The 14,980-nt window shown below is 59.4% G+C and carries 13 protein-coding genes and 2 pseudogenes; 10 read left to right on the top strand and 5 right to left on the bottom strand.

Features of this window, described 5'->3' with window-relative positions:
• Positions 1 to 45: 45 nt before the first annotated feature.
• Positions 46 to 1,260 (top strand): response regulator, encoded by a 1,215-nt coding sequence (locus HK44_RS27165; protein ID WP_019691176.1) that lies wholly within the window; start codon positions 46 to 48, stop codon positions 1,258 to 1,260.
• Positions 1,261 to 1,299: 39 nt separating this feature from the next.
• Here the strand turns inward: HK44_RS27165 and HK44_RS27160 are convergent.
• Together HK44_RS27160 and desA are read right to left on the bottom strand one after the other, a co-directional pair.
• Positions 1,300 to 1,486 (bottom strand): annotated as a pseudogene (locus HK44_RS27160) (GGDEF domain-containing protein); the annotation flags it as partial.
• Positions 1,487 to 1,827: 341 nt separating this feature from the next.
• Positions 1,828 to 3,006, bottom strand: coding sequence for a delta-9 fatty acid desaturase DesA (gene desA, locus HK44_RS27155; RefSeq protein ID WP_019691175.1), 1,179 nt, complete (start codon positions 3,004 to 3,006; stop codon positions 1,828 to 1,830).
• Positions 3,007 to 3,154: 148 nt separating this feature from the next.
• On the opposite strand from desA, the gene dibA reads away from it, so the two are divergent.
• The 6 genes from dibA to HK44_RS27125 all read left to right on the top strand — a co-directional run bounded on the left by dibA (position 3,155) and on the right by HK44_RS27125 (position 9,475).
• Complete coding sequence (gene dibA, locus HK44_RS27150) at positions 3,155 to 5,074, top strand: phosphodiesterase DibA (RefSeq protein ID WP_019691174.1); 1,920 nt, start codon at positions 3,155 to 3,157, stop codon at positions 5,072 to 5,074.
• Between the two features lie 360 nt (positions 5,075 to 5,434).
• Entirely contained in the window at positions 5,435 to 5,617 is a 183-nt protein-coding gene (gene oscA, locus HK44_RS27145; RefSeq protein WP_007941032.1) for a sulfur starvation response protein OscA, read from the top strand.
• Positions 5,618 to 5,692: 75 nt separating this feature from the next.
• Positions 5,693 to 6,706 (top strand): sulfate ABC transporter substrate-binding protein, encoded by a 1,014-nt coding sequence (locus HK44_RS27140; RefSeq protein WP_019691173.1) that lies wholly within the window; start codon positions 5,693 to 5,695, stop codon positions 6,704 to 6,706.
• A gap of 70 nt (positions 6,707 to 6,776) precedes the next feature.
• Positions 6,777 to 7,595, top strand: coding sequence for a sulfate ABC transporter permease subunit CysT (gene cysT / locus HK44_RS27135; protein WP_019691172.1), 819 nt, complete (start codon positions 6,777 to 6,779; stop codon positions 7,593 to 7,595).
• Positions 7,596 to 7,609: 14 nt separating this feature from the next.
• Complete coding sequence (gene cysW / locus HK44_RS27130; protein ID WP_019691171.1) at positions 7,610 to 8,482, top strand: sulfate ABC transporter permease subunit CysW; 873 nt, start codon at positions 7,610 to 7,612, stop codon at positions 8,480 to 8,482.
• A 3-nt stretch (positions 8,483 to 8,485) separates the two neighbouring features.
• A complete protein-coding gene (locus tag HK44_RS27125) occupies positions 8,486 to 9,475 on the top strand; it encodes a sulfate/molybdate ABC transporter ATP-binding protein (protein ID WP_019691170.1) in 990 nt (329 codons plus the stop codon).
• A 195-nt stretch (positions 9,476 to 9,670) separates the two neighbouring features.
• Here HK44_RS27125 and HK44_RS27120 read toward each other — a convergent pair whose 3' ends face one another.
• Complete coding sequence (locus HK44_RS27120) at positions 9,671 to 10,195, bottom strand: DUF962 domain-containing protein (RefSeq protein WP_019691169.1); 525 nt, start codon at positions 10,193 to 10,195, stop codon at positions 9,671 to 9,673.
• Positions 10,196 to 10,280: 85 nt separating this feature from the next.
• Here HK44_RS27120 and HK44_RS27115 point away from each other — a divergent pair, with 85 nt between their 5' ends.
• Together HK44_RS27115 and HK44_RS27110 are read left to right on the top strand one after the other, a co-directional pair.
• Positions 10,281 to 10,967: a Crp/Fnr family transcriptional regulator gene (locus HK44_RS27115; protein ID WP_019691168.1), complete on the top strand. Its 687-nt coding sequence runs from the start codon at positions 10,281 to 10,283 to the stop codon at positions 10,965 to 10,967.
• An 88-nt stretch (positions 10,968 to 11,055) separates the two neighbouring features.
• A complete protein-coding gene (locus HK44_RS27110; protein WP_019691167.1) occupies positions 11,056 to 11,421 on the top strand; it encodes a response regulator in 366 nt (121 codons plus the stop codon).
• Between the two features lie 85 nt (positions 11,422 to 11,506).
• Here HK44_RS27110 and HK44_RS27105 read toward each other — a convergent pair whose 3' ends face one another.
• Entirely contained in the window at positions 11,507 to 12,511 is a 1,005-nt protein-coding gene (locus HK44_RS27105) for an AraC family transcriptional regulator (RefSeq protein WP_019691166.1), read from the bottom strand.
• A 100-nt stretch (positions 12,512 to 12,611) separates the two neighbouring features.
• Here HK44_RS27105 and HK44_RS27100 point away from each other — a divergent pair, with 100 nt between their 5' ends.
• Positions 12,612 to 13,685, top strand: a complete 1,074-nt coding sequence (locus HK44_RS27100) for a fatty acid desaturase (protein WP_019691165.1) — start codon at positions 12,612 to 12,614, stop codon at positions 13,683 to 13,685.
• 165 nt (positions 13,686 to 13,850) lie between these two features.
• Here HK44_RS27100 and HK44_RS30755 read toward each other — a convergent pair.
• Positions 13,851 to 14,980, bottom strand: a pseudogene (locus tag HK44_RS30755) (ISL3 family transposase); the annotation flags it as partial.

The following is a 14,980-nucleotide window of genomic DNA, read 5'->3' as shown; positions in this document are numbered from 1 at the left end:
TGGCCGGCATTGTCTAAGGTGCAAGCATTGCCTCGGAGTGAACTGATGACCGTTGTAGATTTACCCGCTGTACCGCGAGTGCTGATCGCCGAGGCTGACCCTTGGTCTCGAGACCTGCTCAAGCAGGTGTTGCTGCATGTGCGCTGCGATGCGCGACTGGATCTGTGCGCCGATGGCCAGCAGGCACTGGAGCTGCTGAGTGAGAATCCCTATGACTTGGTGATCGCCGATTGGGAGCTTTCCGGTGTCGATGGCCTGGGCTTGCTGCGCAGCGTGCGTCAGCGGCGGCGTAACCCGGTGTTGCCGTTCATTTTGATGAGCAGCCGCAACGACAGCGCCAGCGTGCGCGAGGTATTGCCGCTGGCCCCGACGGCCTATCTGACCAAGCCCCTGAACATGGAAGGTTTGACTCAGCGCCTGCAGGACTTGCTCCTGAGCGCCGGCCAGACGGTTTCCTGTGACGTCCCGGCGCTGGCGCCCGGCATGACCTTGTCGACCTTCCTTGAGCATTGGCGTGAGTTGGCGGACGGCGCGCCGTTGCTCACTGACGTGGAACTGGCGGTCAAGCGCAGCCTGAACCCCAATGGCCTCGATCTGAAGCTGCTGGAGGAAGAAGTGCGCACTGACCCGCAGATCACCGCCGTGCTGATCGCCGCCGCCAACAGCGCCTCGCAGCACCTTGGCGATACTGTGCAGACCGTGTCCCAGGCCTTGAGTCGCCTGGGCACCGGGCAAAGCATGAACCTGATCCTTGGCCTGGCCCTCAAGCGCAGTGCGAAGTTGAGTGACCCGTGCCTGGCCGATTACGCCGAGCGCTACTGGGAGCTGTCACTGCACACCGCCGAATACGGGCGGACCCTGGCGCGGTTGCTTGATCTCGATCAGGAGCGTTGCTATTGCGCCGGGATGCTCCATCGCCTCGGCGATCTGGCGCTGTTACGTTGCTTGCAGGAGTGGATACAGGCGGGGGGCGAACTGGACGAGCTGGAAGAGGTCGGCGACGCGCTGGCGGAATTTGGCGCGGCCTATGGATCGGCGTTGCGCACTCGCTGGCGGCTTCCGCTGGAGTTGCGAGAGCTGATTGCGGCGGTCTATCAGCTCGGCGGCGGGGTGTATTCCCGTGAAGCGCTGGTGATGAATCTGGCGGCGCAACTCGCTCGCCTGACCGAGCATGAAGGCGTTGAAGAACTGGCCAAAAGCCGAACGGCGCGCCTGCTCAAAATCGGCCTGCCGGAACTGCTGCGCTTGCGCAAAAAGTAAGCCTGACACCAAACCCACAAGGGGACGGTGTTGAGTCTGTCAGCCGGAGATGATCCGGTTCTTGCCCTGGCGTTTGGCTTCATACATCGCGGCGTCGGCTCGGGTGTAGGGGGTTGTCGAGGGTTTCATCTTCGGCCATGAGGCTGGTCAGGCCCTGGCTGACGGTGATGCCGAAGGTCTGCCCGTGATGACTGAAACTCAAACGCTGGATTTCCTGTTGCAGGCGCGCGACCTCGCCTTGTGCATGCATCAGCGCCATCAGGGTTTGCGCGGCCTCGGGCCACTGCGGGTAGGGCAGGTCTTCCAGGTTTTTATTGACCATCGGCACAACGCTCAAAGGGCGTGCCGCGAGCTCGGTAGCGGCCACAACAAAGCCCGCCTGGATGGCGAAGTGCTCTTTGAGATAGGGGATTTTGAGCTTGGTTCCCGCGTTTTGTGGCGAGGGAGCTTGCTCCCGCTGGGCGGTATACCGCCCCAATCTGACGACTGCGTTTTGTCAGTTAAAACGTGTCGCCAGGATTGCGAGTGCTCTGCATTCGAGCGCGAGCAAGCTCGCTCGCCACAAGGTCAGGCAGGGCGCAGCGAGTAGGTTTTCAACTGGTGGGCGAAGTCGCGCAGCGATTGAATACCGCTGGCTTCGGCTTCGTGGACCCAGTCCTTGATGGCCGCCAGCATGTCGTGGCCATTTGAGCTGGTCTTGATCCAGATCTGCTGCAAGGCCAGGCGTTTCTCGTAAATTACCTTCAGCGCGTGGCTGTGCTCGAGCATCGTCTGGATGCGCACATGGTGCTTGTCATCCAGCAGGCTGGTTTCACGCGAGAGCAGGCGCTTGGCGCGATGGAATTGGTGGCGAACCGAATGGTCGACCTTTTCCAGCTCTTGCTTGACCAGCGGACCGATCACCAGCTTGCGGTACTGGGCCATGATCTGGAAGCGGTTGTTGAGGATCGCCATGGCGGTGTCCATGTCCAGGCTGCCTTTGCCTTCGACACGGTGGGCGATCGGCGCAACCCGCTGAACCTTGGCCAGCCGCAAGAAGCTGAAGACCTGGATCCACGCCCAGCCAAGGTCGAATTCCCACTTCTTCACCGACAGTTTCGCCGAGTTAGGGTAGGTGTGATGGTTGTTATGCAGTTCTTCACCGCCGATCAGGATGCCCCAGGGCACCAGATTAGTTGCCGCATCACGGCATTCGAAGTTGCGGTAGCCAATGGCATGGCCCAGGCCATTGACCACGCCAGCGGCCCAGACCGGGATCCACATCATCTGGATCGCCCAGATGGTGATACCGATGGTGCCGAACAGCAACAGGTCGATGACGCCCATGATCGCCACACCCAGCAGCGGATAACGGCTGTAGAGGTTGCGTTCGATCCAGTCTTCAGGGCAGTTCTTGCCGTAAATGCGCAGGGTTTCGGCGTTCTCCGCTTCGGCGCGGTACAGCTCGGCACCTTTGCGCAAGACTGTGGACAGGCCTTTGATCACCGGGCTGTGCGGGTCGTCGACGGTTTCGCATTTGGCGTGATGCTTGCGGTGGATGGCTGTCCACTCGCGGGTGTTCTGCGCCGTGGTCAGCCACAGCCAGAAGCGGAAAAAGTGTTTCAGGCCGGCATTGAGCTCAAGGGAGCGATGGGCTGAATAACGATGCAGATAAACCGTGACGCCCACGATGGTGATGTGGGTCATTAACAGGGTGACTGCCACCAGTTGCCAGGGCGACAAGCCGAGTAAACCTTCGTACCACATAGGCTGTATGGCCCTCGATAAAGAAAAAAACAGCTGGCGCATTATCACTCAGCACACAGATAAAACCAGTCGTGCTTTCAGATAAGAGTGGCCGGATGTTTCTTTAATCTATAATTCCAACCTTTTTTGTATGTCCATGGACGACCGAATGTCTGCTTCTTATCGCGATGCCTTGCGTACAGCGCTGCTCTACTTGATGTTTTCTGTCGTTTGGCTGGAGTGCACTGGTTATTTATTAACCAATTTATTCGATGAATCCGCTGATCTTCAGCGATGGCAACTGATCAACGGTTATGTCTGGGTCGTGCTTAGCGCCGGGTTTATCTTCATTGCCCGGGCGCATTTGCTGGGTTTTCTCGGGGTCAGCGCCAAATTACGCCAGCGCAACGAAGATCGCGCGCGATTACGCCAGGCGCAGGCGGTGTTCGATTGCACCCGTGAAGGGGTATTGGTCACTGATTGCCAGGGGGTGATCGTCCACGTCAATCGGGCCTTCATGGAGATCACCGGTTATCAGGCCGAAGAGGTGTTGGGCCAGAGGCCCAACCTGTTCAAGTCCGGCCATCATCCGCCAGATTTCTATCAAGCGATGTTCGAGAGTCTGAAATACACCCGCGAATGGAGCGGCGAGATCTGGAACCGGCGCAAAAGCGGTGAAATTTATCCGCAATGGCAGACCATCCGGGTCATTCACGATGACCACGGCCGGCTCAGTCACTATGTGGCGGTGTTTTCCGACATCAGCGCGATCAAGAACTCCGAGCACGAACTCGCGCATCTGGCGCACCACGATCCGCTGACCGACCTGCCCAACCGTCTGCTGTTCAGCGATCGCGTCGAGCAGACGCTTGCTTCAGCGCAGATCCACAAGCGCGGGTGTGCGTTGCTGATGATCGATCTGGACCATTTCAAGATGATCAACGACAGCCTCGGGCATAACGTTGGCGATCAATTGCTCAAAGCGGCGGCGGTGCGTCTGCAAGGCATGTTTGGCCCCGGTATTACGCTGGCGCGTTTGGGCGGCGACGAGTTTGCCGTGCTGGCCGAGAGCTGTCCGCAAGTGGTGCAGGCTGCCGCGTTGGCACAACGGATCATTGATGGTCTGAAAGAGCCCTTTGTCATCGGTGCTCACCCGTTGTTCATCAACGCCAGTGTCGGTATCAGCCTGTTCCCCAGCGATGCACTGAGCGCCGAACAATTGCTGCGCAATGCCGATTCGGCGTTGTTCAAGGCCAAGAGTTCGGGGCGCGACGGTTATGCCTTGTACACCGAGGAGTTGACCGCTCACGCCCAGCACCGGGTCGAGATGGCCTTTGAATTGCGTCGCGCGCTGGAGCAGCAGGAGTTACGGGTGTACTACCAGCCGGTGCATGACCTCAAGACCCGCCGTTTGGTCGGCGTTGAAGCGCTGGTTCGCTGGCAACACCCGCAGCGCGGGTTGGTGCCGCCGGGTGAGTTTATTCCGATTGCCGAACGCACCGGGTTGATCGCCGAGATTGATGCCTGGGTGATGCAGCAGGCCTGTCAGCAAATGTGTGCCTGGCAGAACGCCGGGGTGGTGTTGTCGTTTATTGCGGTGAACGTGTCTCCCCGCCTGTTTGCCCGGCGCGAACTGTTTGAACGGGTTGCTCAAGTGCTGCACGACACGGGACTGGACCCGGCGTGCCTGGAGCTGGAAGTGACTGAAAGCGCAGTGATGGAAGATCCTGAAGTCGCGCTGGAACAAATGCATCGTCTGCGCGAACTGGGCGTGCGGCTGGCCATCGATGACTTTGGTACCGGTTATTCGTCGCTGCTGCGACTCAAACGTCTGCCGGTGCAGAAACTCAAGATCGACCAGGGCTTTGTTGCTGGCCTGCCGTTAGATGAGGACGATACGGCGATCGTTCGAGTGATCATCGCCCTTGCGCAAAGCATGGGCATGCAGGTGCACGCCGAAGGCATCGAGCAGGTCGAGCAGGCGGCGTTTTTGCTCGAGCAGGGCTGCGATTTGGGGCAGGGTTACTGGTTTGGTCGGCCGATACCGGCTCATGAGCTGGACTGGGCGCGAGCCCCGGTGATTCGGTAAACACGCGGTCTGCTTTTGTGGCGAGGGAGCTTGCTCCCGCTCGACCGGGCTGGCGTTCCAGTGCGAAGCGCTCGCAATCCGGGTGGTGAGTTTTCCTGAAAGGCAGAGGTGCCTGATTTTGGGGCTGCTGCGCCCGAGCGCGGACCGACCCGCGGGAGCAAGCTCCCTCGCCACAGAGTTCAGAGTATCTTTCAAAAACATTCAATCCCAGCGCAAACCCTTGCCTATCAAATAATGCCTTTCGGTTATATAAACATTCTTAAATAGTATTTTTAAGAATATATGCGCCTATCTACTATTGCTCTCACGCCGCAAGCAGTGCCGCCACTGCCAGGCACATCTCATTGAAGGAGCAGCACCATGAGCGCATCTCTACGTAGCGTTGACGGCCAGGACGAAGCCACCATTTTGCGCGAGATCCAGAGCGCATTGCGCGATCTGCGCTTTGGGGCAGTGGAGATCACCGTACACAACGCGCAGGTGGTTCAGATCGAGCGCAAAGAGAAATTCCGTTTGCAGAACCCAGGCAACAAGCCGAGCTGAAGCACTACTCAACGGGCAACCCGATTCCGGAAAACCATAAGAACAGCCAACACAAAAGAATTCAGGAGCTGCACTATGTCGTCGATTCGCCGTTACGCTTTGGCCGCTCTGGCCAGCGCTATTTTTACAGGTGTCGCGGTTGCCAGGGATTATGAACTGCTCAACGTGTCGTACGACCCGACCCGCGAGCTGTATCAGGACTACAACGCCGAGTTCATCAACTTCTGGAAGAACGAGCACGCTGGCGACAACGTGAAGATCCAGCAATCCCACGGTGGTTCGGGCAAACAGGGCCGGGCGGTGATTGATGGTCTGCGGGCCGACGTGGTGACCCTGGCCCTGGCCGGTGACATCGACGAAATCGCCAAACTCGGCAAAACCCTGCCGGCCGATTGGCAAAAACGCCTGCCGGACGCCAGCACGCCGTACACCTCGACCATCGTGTTCCTGGTGCGTAAGGGCAACCCCAAAGGCATCAAGGACTGGGGCGACCTGACCAAAAACGGTGTTGAAGTCATCACCCCGAACCCGAAAACCTCCGGCGGCGCACGCTGGAACTTCCTCGCCGCCTGGGCTTATGGCCTGAAAGCCAACGGCAGTAACGAAGCCAAGGCCAAAGAGTACGTGCAGACCTTGTTCAAGCACGTCCCGGTACTCGACACAGGCGCTCGCGGTTCGACCATTACCTTCGTCAACAATGGTCAGGGTGACGTGTTGCTGGCCTGGGAAAACGAAGCCTTCCTGGCGCTGAAAGAACAGGGCGGCGCTGACAAGTTCGACATCGTCGTGCCTTCGCTGTCGATCCTCGCCGAACCGCCCGTGGCGGTCGTCGACAAGAACGCCGAGAAGAAGGGTAACGAGCAAATCGCCGAAGCCTACCTCAAGCACCTGTACAGCCCGGCTGGTCAGGAAATTGCTGCGAAAAACTTCTACCGCCCGCGTGACAAGGACGTGGCCGCCAAGTACGCCAAACAGTTCCCGACCCTGGAGCTGGTGACCATCGACAAGGATTTTGGTGGCTGGAAATCCGCCCAGCCAAAATTCTTCAATGACGGTGGCGTGTTCGACCAGATCTATCAGGCGCAGTAACCTGAAATAGCTGATAAATGAGCCCCGATCTCACCGTCGGGGCTTTGCGCGCTCTTAACCAAGGACTTTTATGTCGCGTCGTATCTCCCCCGTCATACCCGGCTTCGGGCTGACGCTGGGCTACACCTTGGTGTACCTCAGTCTGATTGTGCTCATACCTTTGGCGGCGATGTTTGTGCATGCCGCTCAACTCACCTGGGATCAGTTCTGGGCAATCATCTCGGCGCCACGGGTGCTGGCGGCGTTGAAGCTCAGTTTCGGCACCGCGCTGTACGCCGCGATCATCAACGGCATCATCGGCACGTTGCTGGCCTGGGTGCTGGTGCGTTACACCTTCCCCGGACGCAAGATCATCGACGCGATGATCGACCTGCCGTTCGCACTGCCGACGGCCGTGGCCGGTATTGCGCTGACGGCGCTGTACACGCCGACCGGTCTGGTCGGGCAGTTCGCGGCGGACCTGGGGTTCAAGATCGCCTACACGCCGCTCGGCATCACCCTGGCGCTGACCTTCGTCACGCTGCCGTTCGTGGTGCGTACGGTGCAGCCGGTACTGGCTGACATCCCGCGAGAAATCGAAGAGGCCGCCGCGTGCCTGGGTGCCAAGCCGTTGCAGGTGTTTCGCTACATTCTGGTGCCGGCGTTGCTGCCGGCGTGGCTGACCGGTTTTGCCCTGGCGTTTGCCCGAGGTGTTGGCGAGTACGGCTCGGTGATTTTCATCGCCGGCAACATGCCGATGAAAACCGAAATCCTGCCGCTGCTGATCATGGTCAAGCTCGACCAATATGACTACACCGGCGCGACCTCCATTGGCGTGCTGATGCTGGTGGTTTCCTTCGTCCTGTTGCTGCTGATCAACTTGTTGCAGCGGCGCATCGAAACCCCATAAGGAGGCGCGAAAAAATGTCCCAATCGTCTATTACCGTCGCGTCTTCGGCCAATGCTGCCCGTCGTGGCAGCGCCGTTTCTCGGCGAATTCTGATCGGCCTCGGCTGGCTGATTTTTGCGTTGTTCCTGTTGCTGCCGCTGTTCATTGTGGTGTCCCAGGGCCTGAAGCTGGGCCTTGGTGCGTTCTTCACCGCGATCTTTGAGCCCGACGCCTTGTCGGCGCTGAAACTGACCGTCATTGCGGTGCTGATTTCGGTGCCGTTGAACCTGGTGTTCGGCGTCAGCGCGGCCTGGTGCGTGAGCAAGTATTCGTTCCGTGGCAAGAGCATGCTGGTGACCCTGATCGACTTGCCGTTCTCGGTGTCGCCGGTGATCGCGGGCCTGGTCTACGTGCTGATGTTCGGTGCCCAGGGGATTTTTGGCCCGTGGCTGCAGGGCCACGACATCCAGATCGTCTTCGCCTTGCCGGGCATCGTGCTGGCGACGATTTTCGTCACCGTGCCGTTTGTGGCGCGCGAACTGATCCCGCTAATGCAGGAGCAAGGCACGCAGGAAGAGGAAGCCGCGCGGTTGCTGGGCGCCAACGGCTGGCAGATGTTCTGGCACGTGACCGTGCCGAACATCAAGTGGGGCCTGATCTACGGCGTGGTGCTGTGTACTGCGCGGGCGATGGGTGAGTTCGGGGCGGTGTCGGTGGTGTCCGGGCACATTCGCGGGGTGACCAACACCCTGCCGCTGCATGTCGAGATCCTCTACAACGAATACAACCACGTTGCCGCGTTTGCCGTTGCGAGCCTGCTGCTGATCCTGGCGCTCTTCATCCTGCTGCTCAAGCAGTGGAGCGAAAACCGTATTAACCGCCTGCGCGCCAGCGCCGCGGAGGAATAAGTCATGTCGATCGAAGTCCGTAACGTCAGCAAGAACTTCAACGCGTTCAAGGCGCTGAACAGCATCAACCTGGACATCCAGAGCGGCGAGCTGGTGGCGTTGCTTGGCCCGTCCGGCTGCGGCAAAACCACTTTGCTGCGAATCATCGCGGGCCTGGAAACCCCGGACGTCGGCAGCATCGCGTTCCATGGCGAAGACGTCTCCGGCCACGACGTGCGTGATCGCAACGTCGGTTTCGTGTTCCAGCACTACGCCTTGTTCCGCCATATGACCGTATTCGACAACGTTGCCTTTGGCTTGCGCATGAAGCCGAAAAACCAGCGTCCGAGCGAAAGCCAGATCGCGGTCAAAGTTCACGAACTGCTGAACATGGTGCAACTGGATTGGCTGTCGGATCGCTACCCGGAACAACTGTCCGGCGGTCAGCGTCAGCGCATCGCCTTGGCCCGTGCCTTGGCGGTCGAGCCGAAAGTCTTGCTGCTCGACGAACCTTTTGGCGCGCTGGATGCCAAGGTCCGTAAAGAGCTGCGGCGCTGGCTGGCGCGGTTGCACGAAGACATCAACCTGACCTCGGTGTTCGTGACCCACGACCAGGAAGAGGCGATGGAAGTGGCCGACCGCATCGTGGTGATGAACAAGGGGGTGATTGAGCAGATCGGTTCACCGGGCGACGTCTACGAAAACCCGGCCAGCGATTTCGTCTACCACTTCCTCGGCGATTCGAACCGTCTGCACCTGGGTGGCGACAACCACGTGCTGTTCCGCCCTCATGAAGTGTCGCTGTCGCGCACCGAGCTTGCGGATCACCACGCGGCGCAAGTACGTGACATCCGTCCGCTGGGTGCGACCACCCGCATCACCTTGAAGGTCGAGGGCCAGAGCGAACTGATCGAAGCTGAAGTAGTGAAGGATCACGACAGCCTGACCGGGTTGGCCAAGGGCGAGACGCTGTTCTTCAAACCCAAGGTCTGGCAGAAAGTCGCCAGCCTCTGAAAAACATCGCCGGCTTGCCTCTCCCACGGGGTCTGCACTGACCTGTGGCGAGGGAGCTTGCTCCCGTCGGCCGGTCCGCGTTCGGGCGCAGCAGTCGCAAAGCAGGCCACCTTGTCCTACCTGAAAAACGCGATTGCTGGTTTTAGGACTGCTGCGCAGTCCAGCGGGAGCAAGCTCCCTCGCCACAAAAGCGTCTTATGCTGCTGCATTTTTGCGATTAATTCGGACCCCACCCGCCCGCGCCTCGATCTGCTCTTTGAGCTCATGCCGCAAACCCAGCAAAAACGCCAATTCCGCCACTACAAACAACGGCCCGATAATCAACCCCGTCACATCATCGACAAACGCCGGTTTGCGTCCTTCGTAGTGATGGCCGACAAACTGGATCGCCCAGCCGACCACAAACATCGCGATGCCACTGCTCAACCAGAGCAAGGTGCTGTGCGCTGCGAGAATTTGACCTAGCCAAACGGATAGGCCCAGTAGCCCCGTCATCACCATGCCAAGGCGTACTTCCAGGCGCAAATAGAACCATGCCGACGCCAGCGCCAATAGCATCGCGGGAGACAGCCAGAGCCCGGCCACCGGCCATCCTGGCCGTGACAGCAATACCGCGACGGCGACCACGATCAGCGGAATGCCAATGAAGTGGCTGGCGATGTTGCGCGGGTCACGGTGGTATGCGGCGTATTGACTGAGGTGGTCAACGAGGCTTTTCATTGTCATTCCTCCTGTAGGGATCTCGATCATGCCCTGCGGTCCTTCGTTGCTCTGTCAGCCAGACGACAATCATCTTGGAGTTTTCATGGATATGCAGGCCTGGCGGTCACGCCTGATGAAGGGTCAATGGTTCAGCCATTTGCCGCCCTCGTTACAGGATAGTCTGCTGTCCCTGGCCCGCGTGCGGCGGTTGTCGCCGGGGCAACGGCTGTTCAAGCGCGGCGATCCACCGTGTGGGCTGTACGCGGTGCTCGAAGGTGCGATGCGCGTGGGCGCCGTGAGTGAGCAGGGCAAGGAGGCGTTGTTGAGCCTGATCGAGCCGCCGCACTGGTTCGGCGAAATCAGTCTGTTCGATGGCCAGCCGCGCACCCACGACGCCTATGGCGTGGGGCACTGCATTCTGTTGCACATACCGCAGACAGCGCTGCTCACCTTGCTCGAAGAACAGCCGCACTACTGGCGACAGCTGGCCTTGCTGATGAGCCATAAATTGCGCCTGACGTTCATCAATCTTGAACAGCTGACCTTGCTGCCGGCCCCGGCCCGCGTAGCGCATCGCTTGCTGATGATTGCCGACGGCTATGGTGAAATCGAACCGGCACGGCGCACCTTGCAGCTGCCGCAGGAGCAGTTGGCGTTGCTGCTTTCGCTGTCGCGGCAGACCACCAACCAGATCCTCAAGGAACTGGAGAACCAGGGCATTCTCAACCTGAGTTATGGTGAGATCGAGATCCTCGATGCAGGGCGGTTGCGGGCGTTGGCGGGCGTCTGAGCCGGCCACCTCATCCGAAATAACCGTTAGTGATGGGCTTTGTGCGCCAAGGCGCCTAGCCTGTGGTGATGATTATTCGAGGTGTGCCATGCGTTTGCTGTTAGTGGAAGACGAACCCGAGACCGCGAAACTTCTGGCCCAAGGGCTGAGCGAAGCCAGTTATGTGGTGGATGTGGCGGACAACGGCATGGCCGGGCGACGTTTCATCGAAACGGGTGAGTACGATCTGATCATTCTCGACGTGATGCTGCCGGGTCTTAACGGTTGGCAACTGTTGCAGCAGATCCGCCAGCTCGGCGCAACGCCGGTGCTGTTCCTGACCACCCACGATGGTATTGAAGACCGGCTGCGTGGGTTGGAGCTGCATGAGGATGACTACCTGCTCAAACCGTTCGCCGTGAGTGAGCTGGTGGCGCGGGTGCGCACGTTGCTGCGCCGTGATCGGGGGCGCTGAGCCTTCTGTGGTGTCTGGTAAATCGCTATCGCGAGCAAGGCTTGCCCGCGATGAGGCCAGCAAAACCGGCGCATATCCCGAAGCTTTACCGCAACCCATCGCGAAACTGCCCCGGCGTCATTCCGGTCCAGCGTTTGAAGGCGCGGCTGAAGCTGCTGGTGTCGGCGAATCCGAGCAGGTAGCTGATTTCGCTCAGCGAGCACTGTGGGTCTCGCAAGTGCAGCAGTGCCAGATTTTCACGACACTCATTGAGCAACGTATCGAACCGGCAACCTTCGTCCGCCAGGTGCCGTTGCAAGCTGCGCAAACTCAAGTGCAGGGTCTCGGCGATGCGTTCGGCGCTGGGTTCGCCTTCCGGTAGTTGTGCTTCGATGGCATCGAGCACCTTGCGCTCCCAGGTCAGCAGGCGCAGCTGCGTCAGGGCGCGCTTGAGTACGGTTTCATTGTGTTCGGCCAGCTCCGGGTTGGCGTCATCCAGATGGCTTTCGAAGTCTTCGATGGAAAACTCCAGCCGGTCTTCGTCAGCGGCAAAGAAGATCGGCGCGCGGAACACCGCATGCCATTGTTTCGGATCGACCGGTTCCGGGCGACGCAGGTACACCGCCAGCGGCGCGTAGTCCCGGCCCAGACGGTTGCGACAGGTGCGCACGTAGATCGCGGCGAAGGCATCGATTGCTTCCCGTGCTGGCGCCGGGCTGCCTTCTGGCACCTTGAGGGTGAAGCAATAACGATCTTCGCCACGGGTCAGTTCGAGGTCCAAGGCGTCGCTGATCACCTGGTGATACCGCACGATGCGCTCGAACACTTCACGCAGACTGCCGCTGGCCACCAACGCATAACCCAACGCGTGGAAGGTGGTCGGACTGACGAATCGCGACACCCGCAAACCAATCGCCGGATCGCCGCTGACTTCGACCGCCAGCTCCCACAGTCGGGTGGTGGCCGATAACTGATAGCGGGCGTTCGGGTCGTCCATCAGTTGCGGGTCGAGCCCGGCTTGCAGGCACAGCGCGTTGCTGTCGAGGCCGAGGGCGTCGAGTTGCTTGCGCAAAGCGCGGGTCCAGCTGGCGAGGGAGGTGGGTTCAATCATGATGATTGGCGCTTCCGGTCAACAGGTTGGCGTTCACAGCTAACGCCCGAAGCAATCGCACAGGGCAGGATGCGAACATCAATAACTAAAGGATGGAAGCATGTACGGTACTTCTGCAAGTCCTCAACGCCTGAATGCACAACAACGATCTGCACACATTCGTGAAGTGGTGCTCGCCCGCGGTGTCGAACTGCGTAAGCGTTACCCAATTCTCGATCATCAGGACGCCTTGGGCGTGGGCATTCTGGCCTTCGCCCTGGCCGGAATGATTGGCTCGGCGGCGCTCTACATGTCCGGACACATGGCCTGGTGGGCGTGTTTGCTGCTGAATGCATTTTTCGCCTCGTTGACCCATGAGCTGGAACACGACCTGATCCACAGCCTGTATTTTCGCAAGCAACGCCTGCCGCACAACCTGATGATGGGCTTGGTCTGGCTGGCGCGGCCAAGCACCATCAACCCGTGGATCCGCCGTCATCTGCACCTCAACCACCACAAGGTGTCCGGCAGCGAAACCGACATGGAAGAGCGCGCGATCACCAACGGCGAACCCTGGGGCATCGCGCGTTTACTGATGGTCGGCGACAACGTGATGTCGGCGTTTATCCGCATGCTGCGGGCCAAGACCTGGGCGCATAAATTCAGCATCATCAAGCGCTCTTTGAAAGTTTACGCGCCACTGGCGCTGGTGCACTGGGGCGCGTGGTACCTGTTTCTCGGTTTCCACGCGGCCAACGGTATTGCGTCTTTGCTGGGCTCCTCGGTGGAGTGGTCGGCGACCACGCTGTCGGTGATGCAGGTGATTGATATCGCCGCCGTGGTGATCATCGGCCCGAACGTGCTGCGCACCTTTTGCCTGCACTTCGTCAGCTCGAACATGCACTACTACGGCGACATCGAGCCGGGCAACGTGATCCAGCAGACCCAGGTGCTGAACCCCTGGTGGATGTGGCCGTTGCAGGTGTTCTGCTTCAACTTCGGCAGCAGCCACGGCATCCATCATTTTGTGGTGAAGGAACCGTTTTATATCCGCCAGCTGACCGTCCCGGTGGCGCACAAGGTGATGCGCGAAATGGGTGTGCGCTTCAATGATTTCGGCACGTTTGGACGGGCGAACCGGTTTGAGCGCAAGGCGCAGCAGACAACCGAAACGGTGCGGGCAGCCCAAGCGTAGATCGTTGTGGGGGAGTCAGGTGCAGGCAGATTGATTCATTGAACCGCAACTTATCCGTGTTAAACATTTGAGGACTACCGGGCTGTCGGTGATGACCGAGCGGTAAAAAATAGTGATTTCCGGGGCCGTCTCCTTGGCAGGGTGCGGCCCCTTTTTTTTGGTTCATCACGGATTACCGGGAAAGACGCTCTTGATCTTCATGAAAAAGAACTCGCTATCCCGGTAACCGTACGCCATCCGCTTGATGACCTTTATTCGATTGTTTATTCCTTCCAACTGACCGGTGTGCATCGGCCAGCGAACCCGACTGACGATGCCCCGCCAGTTAAGCTTTTAGCCGTTTGGCAAACTGGATCAGAGCCGGTATTTCGCTTTCATGTGCATGGCGCAGCCATTGCTTCCAGGCCGATCTCCAAGCCCAGGCAGCACTCGGCGTCCAGAGCGTTTTGAGTTCAGCCTTCATCAAATAGACCGTCATCAACGCTTGGTTGGCCGCCAGCAAATCCTGCAAATGGACCTGTTGTTCCGGCGTTTTCAGGTTCTGCGGGTTACGCAGTAACAGCCATCGCGCCTGCTTGATGACCTTGCGAGCCGGCTTGTCATGACGCAGCCGGTTAGCCTCGTCGACGCGGACCCGATCAATCACCTCTCGGCCATATTTGGCCACCACATGGAAAAGGTCGTAGACCACTCGCGCTTTCGGGCAATGCTGGCGAACCTCCAGATCAAAAGCAGTATTCATGTCCATCGCCACCGCTTCGATTCGAGCGCAGCCCTCCGGCCCCAGCTCCTCGAAGAACGGCCTGACTGCCGCTCGGCTACGGCCTTCACCGATCCACAGCACTCGTCGTGTATCGGCATCCAGCACAACGCTGGCGTAACGATGACCTTTGAACAACGCGAACTCGTCCATAATCAGGTGTCGCGGTTGCGCCTTTGGCAGCTCGCTCAACACCGCCTGCAAGGCACGACGCTCCAGGCAACCGAACGGTGTCCCAATGCAACCCAAACATCTGGGCTACGTGCAGAGTGGGAAGGCGCTCGCAGGCCTGAATGACCGTATCGGCCAAGCGGCGCGTCATGCGGGCATAGCGATCCAGCCAACTGACCGCCTTCCATGCGTTTGCCACAATCGCGGCAGCCAACCCGCCTGAGCAAAACGCTAAGGCGTACCGCACGACCTAGAATGGGAAGATCGCGAACACTTCGCTCGCAATACTCATGAGTGGTTGAACAAGGCTTTTGGCAGCCGCCACAGGAAGGGAATCGGGTGGCGTGGGGAATCAGTTCGAATC

The sequence above is a fragment of the Pseudomonas fluorescens HK44 genome (genome assembly GCF_000217955.3).
Lineage (GTDB): Bacteria > Pseudomonadota > Gammaproteobacteria > Pseudomonadales > Pseudomonadaceae > Aquipseudomonas > Aquipseudomonas fluorescens_AQ.
This window is presented reverse-complemented; position numbering and strand designations above follow the sequence as displayed.